Raw genomic sequence first — 22,727 nt, 5'->3', positions numbered from 1 at the left:
CACATGCAAAGCGAAAAAATCCGCGAACTTGGCGCCAGCCTGCACCAGGCGCTGGCGAGCCGCCGCCCGCTGGCGCCGCTGACCGAAACCTGGCCCGAGCTCACCCTCGACGACGCCTACCGCATCCAGCTCGCCATGGTGCAGCACCGGCTAGATGCCGGCGAGCGCGTGGTCGGCAAGAAGATCGGCGTGACCAGCCGCGTGGTGATGGACATGCTGGACGTGCGCCAGCCCGACTTCGGCCACCTGCTGTCGGGCGTGGTGTATGCCGACGGCGCCGCCATTGCCGCCGATTCCCTGATCGCGCCCAAGGCCGAAGGCGAGATCGCCTTCGTGTTGAAGGACGACCTTGAAGGACCCGGCGTGACCAATGCCGATGTGCTGCGCGCCACTGCCTACGTGCTGCCGTGCTTCGAGATCGTCGACTCGCGCATCCGCGACTGGAAGATCCGCATCCAGGACACCGTCGCCGACAACGCCTCCTCCGGCGTGTTCGTGCTGGGCGATGCGGCGGTCGATCCGCGCCGGCTCGACCTCGGCACGGTCGGCATGACGCTGGAGAAGAACGGCGAGATCGTCGCCACCGGCGCCGGCGCGGCCGCGCTCGGGCACCCCGCCAATGCGGTGGCGTGGCTGGCCAACACGCTCGGCCGGCTGGGGCTTGGCCTGAAGCGCGGCGAGGTGATCCTGTCGGGCTCGCTGGCGGCGATGGTGCCGGTCGCCGCCGGCGACCAGCTGCGCATCAGCCTGGGTGGCATCGGCTCGGCCGGCGTGCGCTTCGTCTGACCCCTTCCATCCCTTCAGCAGGACAAAGCCATGAACCTCACGCAAGACACCATCGCCCGGCTGGCCGAGCATCTGGAAAACGCCGAGCTGCACCGGGAAGCGGTGCCGAAGATCACCGACGCGCATCCGGAGATGGACTGGGACGACGCCTACGCCATCCAGGACGCGATTCGCGCGCGCAAGTTGGCGCGGGGCACCCGCATCGCCGGCCTCAAGATGGGCCTGACCTCGTTCGCCAAGATGCGCCAGATGGGCGTGAGCGATCCGGTCTACGGCTTCCTCACCGACTACGGCGCCTGCATGGACGGCGCCGCCATCGATACGTCGTCGCTGATCCACCCCAAGGTCGAGGCCGAGATCGCCTTCGTGCTCAAGGCGCCGCTGAAAGGCCCCGGCTGCCATATCGGCGACGTGCTGGCGGCGACCGACTTCGTGGTGCCGGCGGTGGAGGTGATCGATTCGCGCTACGAGAACTTCCGCTTCGACCTCAAGAGCGTGATTGCCGACAACACCTCGTCCGCGCGCTTCGTGGTCGGCGGCAGCCACCGCGGCGCCGACGGGCTCGACCTGAAGACCCTCGGCGTGGTGCTGGAGAAGAACGGCGAGGTGGTCGCCACCGCCGCCGGCGCCGCGGTGCTGGGCCATCCCGCCAACAGCGTTGCCATGCTGGCCAACATGCTGGGCGCGCGCGGCCGCGAGCTGCCTGCAGGGACCTTCATCATGACCGGCGGCGTGACCGAGGCCATCGCGGTCGCCGCGGGCGACAGCATCACCGTGCGCTACCAGCATCTCGGCACGGTCTCGATGCGCTTCACCTGAACCCGCGCCGCGAACGTTTGGAAAAAGGAGACACACCATGCCGATCATGCAGGTCTTCCTGATCGAAGGCCGTACCGACGAACAGAAGGCGCGCCTGATCCGCGCGCTGACCGATGCCGCGGTGGAAGCGGTGGGCGCGCCGGTGGAAACCGTGCGCGTGATGATCACCGAGGTGCCGAAGACGCAGTTCGGCATAGGCGGCACGACCGCCAAGGCGCTGGGGCGCTGAGCACTGCGCAGAGACAGGGAAGACAACGGAGAGACAGCGACATGGACATGAAAGCAAACGCCCGGCACAAGGTGGCCATCATCGGTTCGGGCAATATCGGCACCGACCTGATGATCAAGGTGATGCGGCAATCGCAGCACCTGGAGATGGGCGCCATGGTGGGCATCGACGCGGCGTCGGACGGGCTCGCCCGCGCCGCGCGGCTGGGCGTGCCGACCACCGCGGAAGGGATCGACGGGCTGGTCGCCATGCCCGGCTTTGGCGAGATCCGCATCGCCTTCGATGCCACCTCGGCCGGCGCGCACGCGCACCACAACCGCGTGCTGCAGCAGCACGGCGTGCGCGTGATCGACCTGACGCCGGCGTCGATCGGGCCGCACGTGGTGCCGGTGGTCAACCTCGACCAGCACCTGGCGGCGCCCAATATCAACATGGTCACGTGCGGTGGCCAGGCCACCATCCCGATGGTGGCGGCGGTGTCGCGCGTGGCGAAGGTGCATTACGCCGAGATCGTCGCGTCGATCTCCAGCAAGTCGGCGGGGCCGGGCACGCGCGCCAATATCGACGAATTCACCGAGACCACCAGCCAGGCGCTGTGCTCGGTGGGCGGCGCGGCGCGCGGCAAGGCCATCATCGTGCTGAACCCGGCCGAGCCGCCGCTGATGATGCGCGACACCGTCTTCACCTTGTCGGAGGATGCCGACACGGCGGCGATCGAGGCGAGCATCGAAGCGATGGCGCAGGCGGTGCAGGCCTACGTGCCGGGCTACCGGCTCAAGCAGCGCGTGCAGTTCGAGCGCATCGACCCCTCGGCGCCGCTGAACATCCCGGGGCTGGGACCGATGAGCGGCCTCAAGACCTCGATCTTCCTCGAGGTGGAGGGCGCCGCGCACTACCTGCCGGCCTATGCCGGCAATCTCGACATCATGACCAGCGCCGCGCTGGCCTGCGCCGAGCGCCTGGCCGCGACCCGGCTGTCCGCCTGAGCGCGGCCCCATCACCGCAGGGAGACGAACATGACCTTACCGTCCAACACGCCCAACAAGAAGCTCTACATCTCCGACGTGACGCTGCGCGACGGCAGCCACGCCATCCGCCACCAGTACAGCCTGGACCAGGTGCGCCGCATCGCCGCGGCGCTCGACGCGGCCCGGGTCGATTCGATCGAAGTGGCCCACGGCGATGGCCTGTCGGGCTCCAGCTTCAACTACGGCTTCGGCGCGCATACCGACCTGGAATGGATCGCCGCTGTGGCGGAGACCGTGCGCCATGCGCGCGTGGCGACGCTCCTGCTGCCTGGCGTCGGCACCGTGCACGACCTGCGCGCCGCCTATGACGCCGGCGCGCGCGTGGTACGCGTGGCCACGCACTGCACCGAGGCCGATGTCTCGCGCCAGCATATCGAGTCGGCGCGCGAACTCGGCATGGACACCGTGGGCTTCCTGATGATGAGCCACATGACCACGCCGGCGGCGCTGGCGCAGCAGGCAAAGCTGATGGAAAGCTACGGCGCGCAATGCGTGTATGTGGTCGATTCGGGCGGCGCGCTCGGCATGCAGGACGTGCGCGAGCGCTTCCGCGCGTTCAAGGACGTGCTGAAGCCCGAAACGCTGACCGGCATGCATGCGCACCACAACCTGAGCCTGGGCGTGGCCAACTCCATCGTCGCCGTGGAAGAGGGATGCGACCGCATCGACGCCAGCCTGGCAGGCATGGGTGCCGGCGCGGGCAACGCGCCGCTGGAAGTGTTCATCGCTGCCGCCGAGCGGCTGGGCTGGGACCACGGCTGCGACCTGTACACGCTGATGGATGCCGCCGACGATATCGTGCGGCCGCTGCAGGACCGCCCGGTGCGGGTCGACCGCGAGACGCTGGCGCTGGGCTATGCGGGCGTGTATTCCAGCTTCCTGCGCCATGCCGAAGCGGCGGCGGCACGCTATGGGCTGGGTACGGTCGACATCCTGGTCGAGCTGGGCCGCCGCCGCATGGTGGGCGGGCAGGAAGACATGATCGTCGACGTGGCGCTGGACCTGCTGGCGCGGCGACAGGGGCAGCGGCAGCCGGGGGAGGTGTCTGCCTGAGGGACGGCGCGACCGCCACCGTCACGCAGGTGCGCGCGAGCAGCGCCAATATCGCGCTGTCGACCAGCGAGATCGCCGCCGGCAATGCCGCCGAGGTGGCATTGCGCGGCAGCACCACCGTGCAGCGCGTGGTCGGCACCATGCAGGACATCAGCGCCAGCTCGGCCAAGATTGCCGAGATCACCGGCATCATCGAAGGCATTGCTTTCCAGACCAATATCCTGGCGCTCAACGCCGCGGTCGAGGCGGCGCGCGCGGGCGAGCAGGGGCGCGGCTTCGCGGTGGTGGCCAGCGAGGTGCGCGGGCTGGCACAGCGGTCGTCGAGCGCGGCCAGGGAAGTCAAGGAGCTGATCGAGGCTTCGGGCCGCCAGGTGCAGGACGGCTCGTCGCAGGCAGTGGGGCGCGTGACCGGTATCGTGGAAGACATCGCCACGGCGTCGGCCGGGCAGAGCCGCGGCATCGAGCAGGTCAACCAGGCCATCGTGCAGATCGACCAGGTGACCCAGCAGAACGCGTCATTGGTGAACGAGGCCGCCATGGCATCGCGCGTGCTGGAAGAGCAGGGCCGCGAGCTGAACGAGGTGGTGTCGTTCTTCCGGCTGCCGGGTGAGGGTGGCGGGCGTGCGGTGCCGGGTGCGGCAGTCGCGGCGCGCCGTCAGGCAGGCTCGCTGGCGACGGCATAGCGCTGCCTTGTTTCCTCTCCCTCTGGGAGAGGGTTGGGCAGAGGGCCGGCGTAGCAACGATGTCAGCGCAGCGGTATGCCACGGCCATGCCCTCTCCCCCGGCTCCTCTCCCGCAAGCGGGAGAGGAGAGCAAACCGGCGGATGCATTGGCGGCGCGGGACGGGTAGACTTGCCTGTCCCATTCCCTTCCATCGCCACCGTCATGCCCAACCTGCCGATCTCCTTCGAAGACGTTGCCGCCGCCCACGACCGCATCCGCGCCGCGGCCCACCGCACGCCGGTGCTGACTTCCGCGACCGCCGATGCGGCCACCGGCGCGCAGCTGTTCTTCAAGTGCGAGAATTTCCAGCGCATCGGCGCCTTCAAGTTCCGCGGCGCCTATAACGCCATCGCCCAGTTCACGCCGCAGCAGAAGGCCGGCGGGGTGCTGGCGTTCTCCTCCGGCAACCACGCGCAGGCGATCGCGCTGTCGGCTCGGCTGCTCGGCGTACAGGCGGTGATCGTGATGCCGCAGGACGCACCGGCGATCAAGATCGAGGCCACGCGCGGCTATGGCGCCGAGGTGGTGCTGTACGACCGCTACACCGAGGATCGCGAGGCCCTGGGCCGGCGCATCGCCGCCGAGCGCGGCATGACGCTGATCCCGCCGTACGACCATCCGCACGTGATGGCCGGGCAGGGTACCGCGGCCAAGGAACTGCTGGAGGAAACCGGCCCGCTGGACATGCTGGCGGTGTGCCTGGGTGGCGGCGGGCTGCTGTCGGGCTGTGCCGTGGCGGCGCACGCCATGTCGCCCGGCTGCGAGGTCTACGGCGTCGAGCCCGAAGCCGGCAACGACGGCCAGCGCAGCCTGCGCAGCGGCGAGATCGTCCGCATCGACACCCCGCGCACCATCGCCGACGGTGCCCAGACTCCCTTCCTCGGCCAGTACACCTTTGCCGTGATCCGCGAACGGGTGACCGATATCGTGACCGTTTCGGACGCCGAGCTGGTCGAGACCATGAAGTTCTTCGCTGGCCGCATGAAGATCGTGGTCGAGCCCACCGGCTGCCTGGCCGCGGCCGCCGTGCTGCATGGCAAGCTCGATGTGCGGGGCAAGCATGTGGGCATCATCGTTTCCGGCGGCAATGTCGACCTGGGCAGCTTTGCCGGCTTCCTGCAGGGGCAGCCGAGCTGAGCCGCGACTGCCTTGCGTTATCCGGAATCCGTGCGGCGCCCGGCCGTCTAACCTGCAACGCAACGCCAGAGCAGGACAGACCATGACGGCCAGGCAGCACTATGACGTTCTCGATACCGGCGCCGGCAAGCCGGCAAAGATGTGGACCCGCGGTGTCCCCGTGGAGGACTCCGCGCGCCAGCAGCTCGTCAATACCGCGCAGATGCCGTTTATCTTCCGCCACCTGGCGGTGATGCCGGACGTGCACCTCGGCAAGGGCTCGACCATCGGCTCGGTGATCCCGACCGTGGGCGCGGTGATCCCGGCCGCGGTGGGCGTGGATATCGGTTGCGGCATGATGGCGGTAAAGACCTCGCTGACCGCCTCGGACCTGCCCGACAACCTCGGCCCGCTGCGCAGCGCGATCGAGCACGCCGTGCCGCACGGCCGCACGGCGCAGGGCGGGCGGCGCGACCAGGGCGCCTGGGGCTCGGTGCCCACGCACGTCGACGCGGCGTGGGCGGGCATGGCCGCGGATTTCCGCCGCATTACCGACAAATACCCGCAGCTGGCGCGCACCAACCACCGCAACCACCTGGGCACGCTCGGCACCGGCAACCACTTTATCGAGGTCTGCCTGGACGAGTCGCAAGCGGTCTGGTTCATGCTCCACTCCGGCTCGCGCGGGGTGGGCAACGCCATCGGCACCACCTTCATCACGCTGGCGCAGCAGGACATGCGGCGCCACCTGGCCAACCTGCCGGATCGCGACCTGGCCTACCTTGTCGAAGGCTCGCAGCACTACGAGGACTATGTCTTCGCGGTGTCGTGGGCGCAGGCGTTCGCGCGCCGCAACCGCGAGCTGATGATGGAAGCGGTGCTGGCCGCGGCGCAGCGCGTGCTGCGCAAGCCGTTCCAGGCACGGCTCGAAGCCGTCAACTGCCACCACAACTATGTGCAGAAGGAACATCACTTCGGCAAGGAAGTGCTGGTGACACGCAAGGGCGCGGTCAGTGCGCGCGCGGGCGAGCTGGGCATCATCCCCGGCTCGATGGGCGCGCGCTCTTTCATCGTGCGCGGCAAGGGCAATCCGGAATCGTTCTGCTCATGCAGCCACGGCGCGGGCCGCACCATGAGCCGCAGCGAAGCCAAGCGCCGCTTCACCGTGGCTGACCAGAAGCAAGCCACCGAAGGGGTGGAATGCCGCAAGGACGCCGCGGTGATCGACGAGATCCCGATGGCGTACAAGGACATCGATGCGGTGATGGCGGCGCAGTCGGACCTGGTCGAGGTGGTGCATACGCTGCGGCAGGTGGTGTGTGTAAAGGGGTAGGCGCGACAAGGCCCGCGCGGCAACAATGCAAGGGAGAAAGGCAGGGCTCCGGCTGCTGTGGCCCGGCCGGTCACCCGGGTGGTCAGTCGACCAGCAGATTGATCTTCGTCGCGAATTTCTGCCAGCGATCGATATCGGAGGTCACCAGCTTCTGGAATTCGGCAGGGGTGCTCGTGGTCGTGGCAAAGCCGAGCTGCTCCAGCGAAGACCTGACCTCGGGCTTGGAGATGGCCCTGGCGATTTCCGTGTTCAGCTTCTGCACGATTTCGGGCGGCGTGTTCGCCGGAGCCAGGATGCCGAACCATTGGTCGACGTCATAGCCGGGGATGCCAAGCTCGCTCACGCTTGGCACGTCGGGCAGGAACGGCGAACGTGCCTTCGAGGTGACGGCCAGCGCGCGCAACCTGTTGCTTTTCAGGTAGGGCATGGTGTTGGTCAGCGTATTGATACTGACATCGGCCTGATTGCCGAGCACGTCGGCGATGGCGGGTGCACAACCTTTGTACGGCACGTGAAGCATAGCGATCTTTGCCGAGACCTTCAGCAATTCACCGGCCAGATGCTGGGGCGTGCCGTTACCGCACGAGGCATAGCTGGGGGGGGAGGCGCTCTTGCCCGTCGCCAGCAAGTCGTTGAAGGTGCGGATCTTCGAGTGCGATGGCACGGCGATCACCGACGGCACCGAAGCAAAGGTGATGACGGCGCTGAAATCGGACTTCGGGTTGAACTGTAGCTTCTTGAAGACGCTCGGGTTGATGGCAAAACTGCTGTTGACGATCAGCAGCGTGCAGCCGTCGGCAGGGCTCTTGGCGACGTACTCGGCGCCGATGTTGCCGCTGGCGCCGGGCCGGTTGTCGACGACTACCTGCTGCCCCAGCGACTTGCTGATGTCCGCTCCGATCACGCGCGCAAGGGAATCGGTCCCGCCTCCGGCCGGGAACGTCACCACCATGCGGATGGGCTTCTGCGGGAAGGTACTGGCGATATTGGCCTCGGCGCGCCCGGGCAGGGTGCCCAGGCTCCCTGCAACAAACAGGAGCGATGCCAGGCTGTTGACGACGGATAGGGGTCTCATCAATATGTCTCGTCGGTTAGGTTGAAGGAAGGGGAAACGCTGGTCAATCGGAATCTATACGCACTGCCTGATGGCACTCGCCACCAACGCCGACCAGTGCCGATGCCGCCTCAAGTGCTGCAGCGGAGTCGGCGTGGATACGGTAGAGAGGTTGCCCTGGCGCCACCTGCGCACCGAGCGTGCACAGCAGGTCGATGCCTGCACCCGCAGCGCGCGGTGCCCCGGCGGCGCGCGCCACGCCGGAAATCTGCAAGCCGTCGATGGCCGTCACCTGGCCCCGCGTCGTGGCGGCCACGATCCGTGTATGCGTACCCGGCGCCACCGGGCGGGAGCGAATACCCTGCGCTGCGGCGATCCGGTCGAATGCGGCCTTTGCCTTGCCTTCGTCCAGCAGCGCAGCCGCAATGCGCATGCCTTGTTCGGCGCAGCCCACGCGCGGATCGAAGGCGATGATTCCGCCGGCAAAGCGCAGGGCCTTTTCACGCAGGTCCGCGGGAGCCGCGGGATCGTTGTCGAGCACCAGCCGGACGTCGCGCACTTCCAGCGCGGGGCCGATGCCACGGCCTATCGGGTGGCTGCCGTCCGTGACCAGCGCGCGCACGTGCAGGCCCAGTCCCTTGCCGACGTGTTCGAACAGTGCGCCAAGCGCCTCGGCGTCGGCGCGCGTCGCCAGCTTGGTCTGCGGCCCGAAGGGCAGGTCGACGATGACATGGGTGGCGCCGGCGGTGAACTTCTTCGACAGGATCGACGCCACCGACCAGCGTCGCGAATCGAGGCGCAGGGGCCGGGTGATCGCGTTCATCACGTCGTCGATCACGGAATGGTTCAGGCGTCCGTTCCATGCAATGCATGCACGCGCCTGCGCCACGCATCGGCGCACGTCCTCGTGCGTCAGGTCGACCCGCGCGATGGTTTCCATGGCATCGGCGGTGCCGGCAGCAGATGTGATAGCGCGCGATGACGTCTTGGGCATGGCCAGGCCGTAGGCCGCGACAATCGGCACCACGACCAGCGTGATGCGACTGCCGGGAACGCCGCCCATTGAGTGCTTGTCGACGACAAGAGGCTCGTCCCAGTCGATGCGGGGTGTGAAGGCCGTCCGAGCGCGTGCCAGCGCCACCACTTCGTCATCGGTCAGCGTGAGGGTTGCGGCAATGAGGAAGTCGGTCAGCTCTGCCTCGGTGTACCGCCCGGCGATGGCGTCTTGCAGCACGGCAACATAGGCAGCTTCGTCGAGCGGCTCGCCGCGCAGCTTGGCCATGAGGTTGGCGCGGCTGGCCGGCTGCCTGGCGGCGGATGTACTGGTGCCGTTTCGCAGCGCTTCGACAAAGCGTGCCATGCCCGCTTCCAGCGTGCCGTCGTTTGACACCGTGATGCAGGCGACCTCGGGAGGCATCGATACTCCCGCTCGCGCCACCCGCCTGGCGACCTGGTCGCCCGATTCACGTCCGCGCGCGCTGATGCGCTGTGCCAGCACCTCCTGCGGTGCCGTCACCAGGATGACCACGAAGCGCGGCAAGCGGGCGGCAAGGTCGGCGACGACGCCGCGCGAGCCATTGGCTACGACGTTGCGCCCGCGTTCCAGCTCGCGCACCAGCGACATGGGCAATCCATAGCGAAGGTCGTGTGCGTCCCAGGTGGCCAGGAACTCGCCCTTTCGCTGGCGCCGTGCGAACTCGGCTTCCGAAACGCCCTCGTGATCCTCGCCGGCAGACCCGCCCGGGCGCGTGATGACGCGCCGTGCGAAGACATAGTCGTCATCGAGCGAGGCACGCGCACCGTCGATCAAGGAATCCTTGCCAGCGCCACTGGGCCCTACAACGAGAAAGAATGTGCCGGTTGCCTTCATGATTATCTTAGATGTCGAAGTTGTACGGCTATGCTAGCACCGGCTAGACGGGTGTCAAGATAAGTTCGATGTCTAAGGTAATGCAAGCAATGGACCATCCCCCGCAAATCCAGTGTGTACGCGGGATTCGCATGGTCGTAGGGGAAAACACGGGTCACCGCATGCGCGCTGCCGGTGCCTCATGCATCGGTTGCGCGCATGGTGCACTAATGGAGTGAATACTACATAAAGAGGACCGGAGGCCAGGGGCGCGGTGCCGGACGCGCGAGCTCGCGAGGCGCTATCATGTGCGCTGTCGCTTGCACCGCATCATGGTGCCGCATGCATACATCTCATTTCCCGTCACAACTATGGCCACAAGGAAGCCGGATGCTCCGGTCAAAATCACGCCGCCGGATGAAGCCGATGAAGAACGGCTTGCCCACCTGGTAAAGGACGCTGCGCGCGCCTATATCCGGGCGCTGCAACTGCGCCTGGCGGAACATTCGGTTTCGTACGGCCACTGGACCATTCTGCGTATCCTGTGGCGCCATGATGGTCTGTCGCAGCGGGAGCTGAGCGAACGGGCCGGCGTGACCGAGCCGACCACCTTTGCGGCGGTGAAGGCGCTGGAAGCGCTGGGCTATGTGGAACGCACGCACCTTCCCGGCAACAAGAAGAAGGTGCACGTGTTCCTGAGCAAGACCGGGCGCGCGTTGCGCCGCAAGCTCGAACCGCTGGCCACCGAGGTCAACGAACTCAGCGTGGAAGGCGTGAGCGAAGAGGATGTGCTGACTACGCGCCGCGTACTGATTACCATCGCCAAGCGCTTGGTCGCCGACGAAATCGCGTCGGCAGAGAACGGCCGGCGGGTGCCGTCCACGCAGGAGGTGGGGCGGCTGTTGTCGGACCTGTAGCGGTAGTCGGCTGGCGCCAATGAAAAAGCCCCCGTCGGCCATGCCGGCGAGGGGGAATGCCTTGGGTAGAAGGCGTGAAACCGATGCCGGAGCGCCTGGGCCCCGACAGGCGCGATGCGTCAGGCGTCGTCCAGTCCAATATCCACGGCCGGTGCCGACTGCGTGATCTTGCTCGTCGAGATGTAGTCCACGCCGGTTTCCGCCACGGCCCGGATCGTTTCCAGGCGAATGCCGCCCGAGGCCTCGACCTTGGTCCGGCCATTGACGACCTGAACGGCCTCTTTCATGTCGGGCACCGACATGTTGTCCAGCATGATCACGTCGACACCGGCGGCCAGGGCCTCGTGCACCTGCTCTAGCCGGTCGCATTCCACTTCCAGTTTGGTCAGCACCGGCAGCTTGCGGCGCACGCGTTCCACGGCGGCGGCGATGCTGCCGCACACGGAGATGTGGTTGTCCTTGATCATCACGCCATTGTCCAGGCTCAGTCGGTGGTTCAGGCCGCCGCCGCAGGTCACCGCATGCTTTTCCAGCGCCCGCAGGCCTGGCGTGGTCTTGCGGCTGTCGATCAGGCGCGCCCTGGTATGCGCAATGGCCTGGGCATAGGTGGCCGTGAGGTTGGCGATGCCGCACAGCCGCTGCATGATGTTCAGCGCGGTGCGCTCGGCCGTCAGCACGCTGCGCGCATTGCCGCTCACGTTCAGCAGCACCGCCCCTTTGGCGACCTTGTCGCCGTCGGCGACGCGCACGTCGACAGACAGCGTGGGATCGTAGCGGGCGAAGATACGTGCCGCCACGTCGATGCCGGCGATGATCATCGGCTCGCGGGCGTTCATGCAGAAGGTGCCGGTCTCGCCGGGCTCGATCATGGTCTGGACGGTCAAGTCGCAGATGCCGATGTCTTCGGTCAGCCAGAGGTCGATCAGCTTGTCGGTGGCAAAGAGGTCGTACATGTAAGGGCTCCTGGGTAGGGGTTGCGGTCAATAATCTTAGAGATCGAAGTACATGGCGCAATCTTAGCGCCTTGCCGCCTCGTGTCAAGACATATTCGAGGTCTAAGATTAATGCGCGCACGCGTTGAAGATCGGCGTGGCGCCGCGTTACCTTGTTGCCGAAAAGAGTGGAATTGCAGCCGCAAAGAAGGCGCGGTGCCGCCGTGGCGCTAGCGCCCGAACTGCCCCAGCACCGTTCCGATCGATTCCAACCCGGCCTCGATCAGGTGCTGCATGAAGGTGCCCATCTGCGGCATCACCAGCATCAGCACCAGGAACCCGCCCGACAGCGTCACCGGGAAGCCCACCGCGAAGATCGACAGCTGCGGCGAGGCACGGTTCAGGATGCCCATGGCCAGGTTCAGCGTCAGCAGCGCGGCGATCATCGGCAGCGCCAGCAGCAGCCCCGAAGCGAACACCATGCCGCCGGCGCGCGCCACGGCCATGGCGCCGCCCGCTGACAGCGGCGTCCCCCCGATCGGCAGCCCATTGAAGCTGTCGACCAGCGCGCCCAGCATCATCAGGTGGCCGTCCAGCGCGAGGAACAGCAGCACCGCGATGATGTTGAGAAAGCGCGACAGCACCATGGTCTGGCCGCCGGCGGCGCGGTCGAAGAAGGAGGCGAACGACAGGCCCATCTGCAGGCCGATGATTTCGCCGGCCTGCTGCACGGTGGCGAACACCAGCCGCATGACAAAGCCGGTGGCCAGGCCGATGCCGACCTCGTTGAGGATGATCAGCAGGCCCTCGAAGGAGTACACCGGCGCCGCCGGCAGCTGGGCGATGGTAGGCGACACCACCATCGCGATCATCGCCGACAGCGCGATCTTGGCGCGCCGCGGGATGGTCGACTCACCGAACAGCGGCGCGGTGCCGATCAGCGCCAGGATGCGGAAGAAGGGCCACAGGAATGCCGCGAGCCAGCCATAGAGCTGGGCTGAAGTGAACTCGACCACGGCAGTCTGGCGGAAGGCGGGAGTGAGCGCGCGTCAGTGCGCCAGCGCGGGAATGCTCTGGAACACCTCGCGCATATAGTCGACCATGGTGTTGATCATCCACGGGCCGGCCAGCACCATGGTGGCAAACAGCGCGATCAGCTTGGGGATGAAGGTCAGCGTCATCTCGTTGATCTGCGTTGCGGCCTGGAACAGGCTCACCACCAGGCCGGCCGCGAGCGCCACCAGCAGCAGCGGCGCGGCTAGCAGCAGGGTCATCTTCATCGCCTGGGTGGCGATGGTCATTACGGTTTCCGGGGTCATGGCTCGGATCCTGCGGATAGGAATGCGAAGGGCGAGGCAACTGGCCTCAGTTCATGAAGCTCTGCGCCAGCGATCCCAGCAGCAGCTGCCAGCCGTCCACCAGCACGAACAGCATCAGCTTGAACGGCAGCGAGATGGTTGCCGGCGGCACCATCATCATGCCCATCGCCATCAGCACGCTGGCAACCACCAGGTCGATGATCAGGAACGGGATAAAGATGGTGAAGCCGATCTGGAACGCGGTCTTCAGCTCGCTGGTGACGAAGGCGGGCACCAGGATGCTCAGCGGCACTTCTTCCGGGCCCTGCATCTCCGGCGCCTTGGCCATCTGCGCGAACATCGCCAGGTCCTTTTCGCGGGTCTGGCGCAGCATGAAGGCCTTGAGCGGCTCGGCGGCCCTGGCGGCGGCGGTTTCCAGGCTGATCTTGTTTTCCGATAGCGGCTTGTAGGCGTCGTTGTAGACGCGGTCCAGCACCGGCGCCATCACGAAAAAGGTCAGGAACAGCGACAGCCCCACCAGCACCTGGTTGGGCGGCGAGGTGGCCGTGCCCAGCGCGTTGCGCAGCAGGCCCAGCACGATGATGATGCGGGTGAAGCCGGTCATCATCAGCATCGCCGCCGGCAGGAACGACAGCGAGGTCAGCAGCACCAGCGTCTGGATCGGCAGCGACCAGATCTGGCCGCCGCCCGGGGCGGGCTTGCTGACCACGCCGGGCAGCTGCTGCGCCCAGGCAGGCGCTGGGGCCAATGCCAGTACGGCGGCGGCAAGCGCCAGGACCAGGGCAATCGACAACGGGCGGTAGCGCGCGGCCACGGCGAGGCTCGCGGGCCGGAAGCGGCGCCGCCATTCGGCACGCAGGGAACTCATGACTTGAACTGGGATTGCAGCGAACGCAGCAGCTTCTCGGCGAAGGTGCCGCCGGTCGGCGGTTGCGGCATGCCGGTGGCGTGTGCCGGGGTCAGCGGGTTGGCGGAGGCAGAGGAGGAACCGCCAGCGGTGTGCGCCGGCATGCTGTGCAGCGGGCGGATTTCGCCGGGGCTGACGCCCAGCACCAGCCAGGTATCGCCGACTTCCACCAGCACCAGCCGCTGGCGCGCGCCCAGCATGGTGCTGCCGACCACCTTCATCACCCCGCCGGTGGCATGGCGCACCAGTCCGGCACGCCGGGCCAGCCATGCCATGCCAAGGATCAGCGCGATCACGGCAAACAGCCCCAGCCCGGCCTGGGCCAGGCTGCCCGCGCCGCTGATGGCCGGTGCCGGCTTGTCGTCGGCGGCCAGTGCCAGCGCCGGGGTCAGCGCCAGCATCAGCGTGGCGAGACTGGCGCCGACGGCCCGGAGGCGGCCAGCACCGGGCGCGGGGTACTTCCGGATGGTCATTTGTTCAGCTTGCGGATGCGTTCGGACGGCGTGATGATGTCCGTCAGGCGGATGCCGAACTTGTCGTTCACCACCACCACCTCGCCCTGCGCGATCAGGTAGCCGTTGACCAGCACGTCCATCGGCTCGCCGGCCAGCCCGTCCAGTTCGACCACCGAGCCCTGTGCCAGCTGCAACAGGTTCTTGATGGGCACCTTGGTGCGGCCCAGTTCCACCGTCAGCTGCACCGGGATATCGAGGATCATCTCGATATCGTTGTGGAAGCCGCTGGTCGTTTCCTTCGCCAGCGGCTGGAAGACAGTGGCGGCGGCCGGGGTGGCCGCGGGCGCGGAGGCCGCCGAAGGGGCCGCGGCGGGCACCCCGGCGGCTGTGGCGCTGGTCTGCTCCGCCAGCGCGCTGGCCCAGTCGTCCATCGGATCGACCGGCTTGTCCTCGAAGCCGTCACTCATAATCGGTGTCCTCGGTGTCCAGGTGGGATTGGCCGTCCTGGTGATTGATCATTCGTTCTACCCGCAGCGCGTATTGGCCGTTCATGGTGCCGAAGCCGCACTGCATCACGGGCACGCCGTCCACCTTGCCGAAGATCTTCTCCGGCAGCTCGATCGGCAGCACGTCGCCGGCGCGCAGCGCCAGCACTTCGGCCACCGTGCTTTGCAGGTGCGCGAACTCGGCGACCAGTTCCACTTCGGCCGCGCGCAGCTGCCTTGACAGCTGGTTGACCCAGCCCTTGTCGACTTCCTTCTCGTCCTGCAGCGGATTCATCAGCAGGTCCTTGAGCGGCTCGATCATCGCGTACGGCAGGCACACGTGGAGCTGCCCGCCGACTGCGCCCAGTTCGATATGGAAGGCGGTGGTCACCACGGCTTCGTTCTGCGTGGCGACATTGGCAAACTTGGTGTGCATCTCCGAGCGGATGTACTCGGTCTCGATCGGATGCACGGTGCGCCAGGCGCTGCCGTAGCTGGCCAGCGTCAGCTCCAGCATGCGCTGGATGATGCGCTGCTCGGTCTGGGTGAAGTCGCGCCCTTCCACGCGGGTGTGGAAGCGGCCGTCGCCGCCGAACAGGTTGTCCACCACCAGGAACACCAGGTTCGGGTCGTAGACGAACAGCGCCGTGCCGCGCAGCGGCTTCAGGTGGACCAGGTTCAGGTTGGTCGGCATCGGCAGGTTGCGGGCGAAATCGCCGAACTTCTCGATCCTGATGCTGCCGACCGAAATATCCGCGCCGCGGCGGATGAAATTGAACAGTGCCGAGCGCAGCGAACGCGCAAAGCGCTCGTTGATGATTTCCAGCGTATGCAGGCGGCCGCGGATGATGCGTTCCTGCGTCGCCAGGTTGTACGGGCGCACCCCGCTGTCGTCCAGCGCCGGCTCGCTGGCCTTGGGCGTATCGGCCTCGCCGGATACGCCCTTGAGCAGCTCGTCGACCTCGTCTTGCGAGAGGAACTTGTCGTAGGCCATCTGGTGTCCTGCCCCTTGTGCGGCTTTATGCGGCGTCGTTATGGATGAAACCGTTGCGGCATGGCCAGGCGCGCATCACCGTGCCCGGCGGCATGCGTGTGCAGGGCGGGCCTTTGTGGCGGCGGACGGTTTCATATCGGTTTGCGGGCGGGGCAGGGCGCAAGCGGGCGCTTACTGCACCACGAAAGAGGTGAACAACACATCCAGCACGCGCTGGGCCGGCAGGCCGGTGGCGAAGGGCTGGGCGATGGTGGTGCGGATGTCGTCGGCCAGCTTGCGCTTGCCTTCGACCGTGGCCAGATCCGCGGGCTGGCGTGCCGACAACAGCAGCAGGATGCGGCTGCGTGCCTCGGGCAGGTACTGCGCCAGGCGCGCCTGCGTCTCGGCATCCGCCACCTTCAGCGACAGGCCGGTATGCAGGAAGCGGTCGCCGTCCTCGCTCTTCAGGTTGACGGTGAACGCATCCAGCGGCACGAAGATCGGTGGCGGAATGACCGGGGCGGCGGGCGCGGCGGGCGCCGCCGGCAGGCGGTTGCTCAGCACGCTGCCCAGCACAAAGCCTCCGGCACCCAGTGCCACGACAAGCACGCCGCCGCCGATCAGCAGCAGCCGGCCGCGCTTGCCTGTGTTGCTGCCAGTCTGGGAAGGGGAAGCCGTGTTCGCCATGAGAAGCCTGTGTCGGAATGCCTGCCATTCTTCCGGAATCGCAGGCCAGCAAAGGGCCGAAAAAAAGGGGGAAACCCTTTCAGCTTGGCCGTTTGAGCGGAAAGGGAGCAGGCATGGCTACGCTAGCGGGCGCTTTGTGGTGCGCGCCTGCAGGGGGGTTAACGAGTGGTGGGGCGGGAACTTGAGTTTGGGGGTGGTGGGGGTGGGATGTGGTTGTTTTTGTGTTTTTGTTTTGCCTGGCGGCTGGCATCTGGCGGGATTTGATATGCCCCGGTTTCGCCCCTAAAGGGGCGAGTCACTTTTGCCCGAGCGGCAAAAGTAACCAAAAGCGCGTAACGGCCCTGCGGGCGGCCACCGTTTTCTCCCCTCTCCCGCTTGCGGGCGGGGGAGAGGGCCGGAGCCGCCACGGAGTGAAGCCCAACCAATTCGCTCAAGCCGACCCCTGCGAGGCCCTGCAACGAAGCAAAGCCCCGTACGAAAGCCCGGGCACACTACGATAAGAGTGGCCGCCCGCACGGCCGTAAACGCGTTTTTTGGTGGCTTTTTGGCGCTCGGCCAAAAAGTGACCTGCCCGGGAGGGCGGAACAGGGCGCATCCATCACCACTAGATACCAAGCCGAAGGCGCACGAACCCATCAAATGCCATGCCAAAGCCACATATCCAAGACAAAGCCACCATTCCCGACTCCCCTACTCAAGTAGTCCCCCTGCAACCCACCAACTCTTCTATCCAGAACCCCATTGATTAATAAGGATTTTCAAAACCCAACTCTTATATAAGATATAAGACATTTGACCGAAGCCCCCACACCGACTACAATCGCGAACGTCAAAGGAAGTTTTTCAAAACCTAATTACTCAGCAGGTTCCCATGCTTGAAAACTATCGCGCACATGTGGCCGAGCGCGCCGCGCTTGGTATCCCTCCTCTGCCCCTGACCGCCAAGCAGACGGCCGAGCTGATCGAACTGCTGAAGAACCCGCCCGCAGGCGAAGAGCAGAACCTGGTCGACCTGATCAGCAACCGCGTTCCCGCCGGCGTGGACGACGCCGCCAAGGTCAAGGCCTCGTACCTGGCCGCCGTTGCCCTGGGCAAGGAAAAGTGCGCGCTGATCTCCCGCGCCAAGGCTACCGAGCTGCTCGGCACCATGCTGGGCGGCTACAACATCTCGCCGCTGATCGAGCTGCTGGACGACGCTGAAGTCGGTACCGTGGCTGCCGACGCGCTGAAGAAGACCCTGCTGATGTTCGACGCCTTCCACGACGTGAAGGAGAAGGCCGACAAGGGCAACGCCAACGCCAAGGTAGTGCTGCAAAGCTGGGCCGACGCCGAATGGTTCACCAGCCGTCCGGAAGTCCCGCAAAGCCTGACCATCACCGTGTTCAAGGTGCCGGGCGAAACGAACACCGACGACCTGTCGCCGGCCCCGGACGCCACCACCCGCCCGGACATCCCGATGCACGCGCTGGCCATGCTGAAGAACAAGCGCGAAGGCGCGGCGTTCCAGCCGGAAGAAGACGGCAAGCGCGGCCCGGTCAAGTTCATCGAATCGCTGAAGGAAAAGGGCCACCTGGTTGCCTACGTGGGCGACGTGGTCGGTACCGGCTCCAGCCGCAAGTCCGCCACCAACTCGGTGCTGTGGTTCACCGGCGAAGACATCCCGTTCATCCCGAACAAGCGCTTCGGCGGCGTGTGCCTGGGCAACAAGATCGCCCCGATCTTCTACAACACCATGGAAGACGCCGGCGCACTGCCGATCGAGCTGGACGTGTCGAAGATGGAAATGGGCGATGTGGTCGAACTGCGCCCGTACGAAGGCAAGGCCCTGAAGGACGGCGCAGTGATCGCCGAGTTCAAGGTCAAGTCGGACGTGCTGTTCGACGAAGTCCGTGCCGGCGGCCGTATCCCCCTGATCGTCGGCCGCGGCCTGACCGCCAAGGCGCGTGAAGCGCTGGGCCTGGCCCCGTCGACGCTGTTCCGCCTGCCGCAAAACCCGGCCGATACCGGCAAGGGCTTCACGCTGGCGCAGAAGATGGTCGGCCGTGCCTGCGGCCTGGCCGAAGGCAAGGGCATCCGCCCGGGCACATACTGCGAACCGAAGATGACCTCGGTGGGCTCGCAGGACACCACCGGCCCGATGACCCGCGACGAGCTGAAGGACCTGGCCTGCCTGGGCTTCTCGGCCGACCTGGTGATGCAGTCGTTCTGCCATACCGCCGCCTATCCGAAGCCGGTCGACGTCAAGACCCACCACACCCTGCCCGAGTTCATCAGCACCCGCGGCGGCATCTCGCTGCGCCCGGGCGACGGCGTGATCCACTCGTGGCTGAACCGCATGCTGCTGCCGGATACCGTCGGCACCGGCGGCGACTCGCACACCCGCTTCCCGATCGGCATCAGCTTCCCGGCCGGTTCGGGCCTGGTGGCCTTTGCCGCCGCCACCGGCGTGATGCCGCTGGACATGCCGGAATCGGTGCTGGTCCGCTTCAAGGGCCAGATGCAGCCGGGCGTGACCCTGCGCGACCTGGTCAACGCGATCCCGCTGTATGCGATCAAGCAAGGCCTGCTGACCGTGGCCAAGCAAGGCAAGAAGAACATCTTCTCGGGCCGCATCCTGGAAATCGAAGGCCTGCCCGACCTGAAGGTCGAGCAAGCGTTTGAACTGTCGGACGCCTCGGCAGAACGCTCGGCCGCCGGTTGCACGGTGCGCCTGAACAAGGACCCGATCATCGAATACATCAACAGCAACATCACGCTGCTGAAGTGGATGATCGCCCAGGGCTACCAGGACCCGCGCAGCCTGCAGCGCCGTATCAAGGCCATGGAAGCGTGGCTGGCCGATCCGAAGCTGCTGGAGCCGGACGCCGACGCCGAGTACGCCGCCGTGATCGAGATCGACCTGGCCGACGTGCACGAGCCGATCGTGGCCTGCCCGAACGACCCGGACGACGTCAAGACCCTGTCGGACGTGGCCGGCGCCAAGATCGACGAAGTCTTCATCGGTTCGTGCATGACCAACATCGGCCACTTCCGCGCGGCTTCCAAGCTGCTCGAAGGCAAGCGCGACATCCCGGTCAAGCTGTGGGTGGCGCCGCCGACCAAGATGGACCAGAAGCAGCTGACCGAGGAAGGCCACTACGGCGTGTTCGGCACCGCCGGTGCCCGCACCGAAATGCCGGGCTGCTCGCTGTGCATGGGCAACCAGGCACAGGTGCGCGAAGGCGCGACGGTGATGTCGACCTCGACCCGCAACTTCCCGAACCGCCTGGGCAAGAACACCAACGTGTACCTGGGTTCCGCCGAACTGGCAGCGATCTGCTCGCGCCTGGGCCGCATCCCGACCAAGGACGAGTACATGGCCGATATTGGCGTCATCAACCAGAATGGCGACAAGATCTACAAGTACATGAACTTCGACCAGATCGAGGACTTCAAGGAAGTGGCTGACGGCGTGACGGTCTGAGCGTCGCACTGAGCTGGTAAGGGCGGCGGGGCGCCGCCGCACAACAGCGCCCCACACGGCAAAAACAAAACCCCGCATCTCGCGAGAGATGCGGGGTTTTGCATATTGGCCAGCCTCCCGGCATGGTTTGCCGCGCCGGGCTATCATCCGGGCTTTCAGCCATCCGGTGCCGGCCGCGCGTCTGGCACCATGCCACCACCGGAGCCCACGTGTCCGATCTGTCCGCCTTCCCCATCACCCGCAAATGGCCGGCGCAGCATCCCGAGCGCATCCAGCTCTATTCGCTGCCGACGCCCAACGGCGTCAAGGCATCGATCATGCTGGAAGAGACGGGCCTGCCGTACGAGCCGCACCTGGTGCGCTTCGACACCGACGACCAGCTCTCGCCGGAATTCCTGTCGCTCAACCCCAACAACAAGATCCCCGCGATTCTCGATCCCAATGGCCCGGGCGGCAAGCCGCTGCCGCTGTTCGAATCGGGCGCGATCCTGCTGTACCTGGCCGACAAGTCGGGCAAGCTGATTCCGGCCGATCCGGCACGGCGCTACGAGACCATCCAGTGGCTGATGTTCCAGATGGGCGGCATCGGCCCGATGTTCGGGCAGGTCGGCTTCTTCCACAAGTTTGCCGGCAAGGCCTATGAAGACAAGCGCCCGCGCGACCGCTACGTGGCGGAAAGCCGGCGCCTGCTCAACGTGCTCGAGCAGCGCCTGGCCGGGCGCGCGTGGATCATGGGCGACGAGTACACCATTGCAGACATCGCCACCTTCCCGTGGGTGCGCAACCTGGTCGGCTTCTACGAGGCAGGCGACCTGGTCGGCTTCAAGGATTTTGCCAACGTGCGGCGCGTGCTGGAGGCGTTCGTGCAGCGCCCGGCGGTGGTGAAGGGGCTGGATACGCCGCATCGCGGCTGAGTGCCGGCATGCGGTGGGCCGGCGTGGGCGTTGTCCTACACCGGGCCTTCCCAGGGGCCTACAGAGGGGACGGCGGCACGCATCCTATAGTCGAGTAGCGGGCGCATCCTGCCTCGCCCGAGGAGTCCGCACCATGCCGCTGCCCGAGCCCTTCCCGCCTTCTTCCCGCTTGTGTGGCGCAGTGCTGCTGGCGGGCGCCGCCGCGACGCTGGGCGCGTGCGGCGAATCGGCCAAGCTGCCTTCCGAGGCCGGCTTCGGACCCACGCCGCAGCTGCCGCCGCCGAACGAGACCGCCATCCCCACCGTCAAGATCGCGCCCGCCGTCGGCTGGGGCGAAGGGCAGCGCCCGGTGGCGGCCGAGGGCATGGCGGTGACCGCCTTCGCCGACAAGCTCGATCATCCGCGCTGGGTCTACGTGCTGCCCAACGGCGATGTGCTGGTGGCCGAGAGCAATGCCCCGCCCAAGCCCGACGACGGCAAGGGCATCAAGGGCTGGATCATGAAGAAGGTGATGAAGCGCGCCGGCGCCGGCACGCCCAGCGCCAACCGCATCACGCTGCTGCGCGACAGCAACGGCGACGGTGTCGCCGACCAGCGGTCGATATTCCTGAAAAACATCAACTCGCCGTTCGGCATGGTGCTGGTCGGCAACGATTTCTACGTGGCTGCCACCGACGCGGTGCTGCGCTTCCCGTACCAGCCCGGCCAGACCGAGATCGCCGCGGCGCCGCAGAAGGTGGTCGACCTGCCCGGCGGGCCGCTCAATCACCACTGGACCAAGAACATCATCGCCAGCCGCGACGGCCGCAAGCTCTACGTGACAGTGGGCTCTAACAGCAACGTGGCCGAGAACGGCATGGACAAGGAAGCGGGCCGCGCCGCTATCTGGGAGGTCGATCCCAGGAACGGCTCGCACCGCATTTTTGCCAGCGGCCTGCGCAATCCCAACGGCATGGCGTGGGAGCCGGTCACCGGCGCGCTGTGGACCGCGGTCAACGAGCGCGACGAGCTCGGCAGCGACCTGGTGCCCGACTACATCACCACCGTGCGCGACGGCGGCTTCTATGGCTGGCCATACAGCTACTTCGGCCAGCACGTCGACAAGCGCGTCAAGCCCCCGGCGCCCGACCTGGTGGCCAGGGCGATCGTGCCCGACTACGCGGTCGGCGCGCATACCGCGCCGCTGGGGCTCGCGGCCGCCACCGGCAACAGCCTGCCGGCGCGCTTCAGCGAGGGCATGTTCGTGGGCCAGCATGGGTCCTGGAACCGGCGGCCGCTGGCGGGGTACAAGGTCATCTTCGTGCCGTTCAGCAAAGGCCGTCCGAACGGCGCGCCCTTCGACGTGCTGACCGGTTTTGTCGACGGCGAGGGCAATGCGCGCGGCCGGCCCGTGGGCGTGGCGATCGACAAGCGCGGCGGGCTGCTGGTGGCGGACGACGTCGGCAATGTCATCTGGCGTGTGAGCGGGGCGAAATAGCGGCCAGGCCCATGCCGGACTGCCCCGGCGCTGCCACGCTGCGCTGCGTGTGAGCGGGGCCATCGCCTGGCCATCTGCTGACCATTTCCAGGCCATTGCGCCGGCGCCACGCTGACTATACTTCGCTTGGAGGGGGCCGCGGGGCATCAATCGTGCCTGCTTCGTCCCCGCGCAAACCGCAGCCTGGACACCGACGCCTGGGAGGGGG

21 protein-coding genes and 1 pseudogene are annotated in these 22,727 nt (G+C 66.7%); 12 read left to right on the top strand and 10 right to left on the bottom strand.

Annotated elements, in window-relative coordinates; genetic code table 11:
• Positions 1-3: 3 nt before the first annotated feature.
• From dmpE to AC5WJ1_RS20385, 8 genes and pseudogenes are all read left to right on the top strand, one after another.
• Positions 4-786 carry a 2-oxopent-4-enoate hydratase gene (gene dmpE, locus AC5WJ1_RS20420; RefSeq protein ID WP_135703553.1) on the top strand — a complete coding sequence of 261 codons (783 nt, stop codon included), beginning with the start codon at positions 4-6 and terminating at the stop codon, positions 784-786.
• A gap of 30 nt (positions 787-816) precedes the next feature.
• Positions 817-1,605 (top strand): 2-oxo-3-hexenedioate decarboxylase, encoded by a 789-nt coding sequence (gene dmpH / locus AC5WJ1_RS20415; protein ID WP_133094767.1) that lies wholly within the window; start codon positions 817-819, stop codon positions 1,603-1,605.
• On the top strand, positions 1,574-1,834 hold the full coding sequence (gene thmT, locus AC5WJ1_RS20410) for a 2-hydroxymuconate tautomerase (RefSeq protein ID WP_368671140.1): 261 nt from the start codon (positions 1,574-1,576) through the stop codon (positions 1,832-1,834). The genes dmpH and thmT overlap by 32 nt, the downstream gene beginning before the upstream one ends.
• Before the next feature lie 41 nt (positions 1,835-1,875).
• Positions 1,876-2,820, top strand: coding sequence for an acetaldehyde dehydrogenase (acetylating) (locus AC5WJ1_RS20405; protein WP_133094769.1), 945 nt, complete (start codon positions 1,876-1,878; stop codon positions 2,818-2,820).
• 30 nt (positions 2,821-2,850) lie between these two features.
• A complete protein-coding gene (gene dmpG / locus AC5WJ1_RS20400; protein WP_133094770.1) occupies positions 2,851-3,915 on the top strand; it encodes a 4-hydroxy-2-oxovalerate aldolase in 1,065 nt (354 codons plus the stop codon).
• A pseudogene (locus AC5WJ1_RS20395) lies at positions 3,912-4,598 on the top strand (methyl-accepting chemotaxis protein); the annotation flags it as partial. The gene dmpG and the pseudogene AC5WJ1_RS20395, both read left to right, overlap by 4 nt.
• A gap of 202 nt (positions 4,599-4,800) precedes the next feature.
• Complete coding sequence (locus AC5WJ1_RS20390) at positions 4,801-5,775, top strand: threo-3-hydroxy-L-aspartate ammonia-lyase (protein WP_494476969.1); 975 nt, start codon at positions 4,801-4,803, stop codon at positions 5,773-5,775.
• An 82-nt stretch (positions 5,776-5,857) separates the two neighbouring features.
• Positions 5,858-7,087 carry an RtcB family protein gene (locus AC5WJ1_RS20385; protein ID WP_135703554.1) on the top strand — a complete coding sequence of 410 codons (1,230 nt, stop codon included), beginning with the start codon at positions 5,858-5,860 and terminating at the stop codon, positions 7,085-7,087.
• 82 nt (positions 7,088-7,169) lie between these two features.
• Here AC5WJ1_RS20385 and AC5WJ1_RS20380 read toward each other — a convergent pair whose 3' ends face one another.
• Positions 7,170-8,162, bottom strand: coding sequence for a tripartite tricarboxylate transporter substrate binding protein (locus tag AC5WJ1_RS20380; protein ID WP_135703555.1), 993 nt, complete (start codon positions 8,160-8,162; stop codon positions 7,170-7,172).
• A 43-nt stretch (positions 8,163-8,205) separates the two neighbouring features.
• Positions 8,206-10,011, bottom strand: a complete 1,806-nt coding sequence (gene phnN / locus AC5WJ1_RS20375; protein ID WP_135703556.1) for a phosphonate metabolism protein/1,5-bisphosphokinase (PRPP-forming) PhnN — start codon at positions 10,009-10,011, stop codon at positions 8,206-8,208.
• Positions 10,012-10,361: 350 nt separating this feature from the next.
• Here phnN and AC5WJ1_RS20370 point away from each other — a divergent pair, with 350 nt between their 5' ends.
• Positions 10,362-10,907 carry a MarR family winged helix-turn-helix transcriptional regulator gene (locus AC5WJ1_RS20370; protein ID WP_133094774.1) on the top strand — a complete coding sequence of 182 codons (546 nt, stop codon included), beginning with the start codon at positions 10,362-10,364 and terminating at the stop codon, positions 10,905-10,907.
• 119 nt (positions 10,908-11,026) lie between these two features.
• On the opposite strand, the gene nadC is transcribed toward AC5WJ1_RS20370, so the two are convergent.
• From nadC to fliL, 8 genes are all read right to left on the bottom strand, one after another.
• Positions 11,027-11,860, bottom strand: a complete 834-nt coding sequence (gene nadC / locus AC5WJ1_RS20365) for a carboxylating nicotinate-nucleotide diphosphorylase (protein WP_135703557.1) — start codon at positions 11,858-11,860, stop codon at positions 11,027-11,029.
• Positions 11,861-12,069: 209 nt separating this feature from the next.
• Positions 12,070-12,855, bottom strand: coding sequence for a flagellar biosynthetic protein FliR (gene fliR, locus AC5WJ1_RS20360; RefSeq protein WP_133094776.1), 786 nt, complete (start codon positions 12,853-12,855; stop codon positions 12,070-12,072).
• Between the two features lie 33 nt (positions 12,856-12,888).
• Positions 12,889-13,158 (bottom strand): flagellar biosynthesis protein FliQ, encoded by a 270-nt coding sequence (fliQ, locus tag AC5WJ1_RS20355; RefSeq protein ID WP_029047088.1) that lies wholly within the window; start codon positions 13,156-13,158, stop codon positions 12,889-12,891.
• 46 nt (positions 13,159-13,204) lie between these two features.
• Positions 13,205-14,026: a flagellar type III secretion system pore protein FliP gene (fliP, locus tag AC5WJ1_RS20350; RefSeq protein WP_276609535.1), complete on the bottom strand. Its 822-nt coding sequence runs from the start codon at positions 14,024-14,026 to the stop codon at positions 13,205-13,207.
• Positions 14,023-14,466, bottom strand: coding sequence for a flagellar biosynthetic protein FliO (fliO, locus tag AC5WJ1_RS20345; RefSeq protein ID WP_133094925.1), 444 nt, complete (start codon positions 14,464-14,466; stop codon positions 14,023-14,025). Before fliO ends, fliP begins: the two co-directional genes overlap by 4 nt.
• Before the next feature lie 68 nt (positions 14,467-14,534).
• Positions 14,535-14,987, bottom strand: a complete 453-nt coding sequence (gene fliN, locus AC5WJ1_RS20340) for a flagellar motor switch protein FliN (protein ID WP_135703558.1) — start codon at positions 14,985-14,987, stop codon at positions 14,535-14,537.
• Positions 14,980-15,999 (bottom strand): flagellar motor switch protein FliM, encoded by a 1,020-nt coding sequence (fliM, locus tag AC5WJ1_RS20335; RefSeq protein WP_133094778.1) that lies wholly within the window; start codon positions 15,997-15,999, stop codon positions 14,980-14,982. Before fliM ends, fliN begins: the two co-directional genes overlap by 8 nt.
• A 171-nt stretch (positions 16,000-16,170) precedes the next feature.
• Entirely contained in the window at positions 16,171-16,665 is a 495-nt protein-coding gene (gene fliL, locus AC5WJ1_RS20330; RefSeq protein ID WP_135703559.1) for a flagellar basal body-associated protein FliL, read from the bottom strand.
• 871 nt (positions 16,666-17,536) lie between these two features.
• Between fliL and acnB the strand changes: the two genes are divergently transcribed.
• From acnB to AC5WJ1_RS20315, 3 genes are all read left to right on the top strand, one after another.
• The gene (gene acnB / locus AC5WJ1_RS20325; RefSeq protein WP_135703560.1) at positions 17,537-20,128 is read left to right on the top strand and encodes a bifunctional aconitate hydratase 2/2-methylisocitrate dehydratase; all 2,592 of its coding nucleotides are present in this window, start codon (positions 17,537-17,539) and stop codon (positions 20,126-20,128) included.
• A 209-nt stretch (positions 20,129-20,337) separates the two neighbouring features.
• A complete protein-coding gene (locus AC5WJ1_RS20320; protein WP_135703561.1) occupies positions 20,338-21,042 on the top strand; it encodes a glutathione S-transferase N-terminal domain-containing protein in 705 nt (234 codons plus the stop codon).
• 133 nt (positions 21,043-21,175) lie between these two features.
• On the top strand, positions 21,176-22,519 hold the full coding sequence (locus tag AC5WJ1_RS20315) for a PQQ-dependent sugar dehydrogenase (RefSeq protein WP_135703562.1): 1,344 nt from the start codon (positions 21,176-21,178) through the stop codon (positions 22,517-22,519).
• The last annotated feature ends 208 nt before the right edge of the window (positions 22,520-22,727 follow it).

The organism is Cupriavidus sp. MEYA8, from assembly GCF_059278825.1.
The sequence above is the reverse complement of the archived record's forward strand: the minus strand, read 5'-3'. Positions and strand labels throughout refer to the sequence as shown.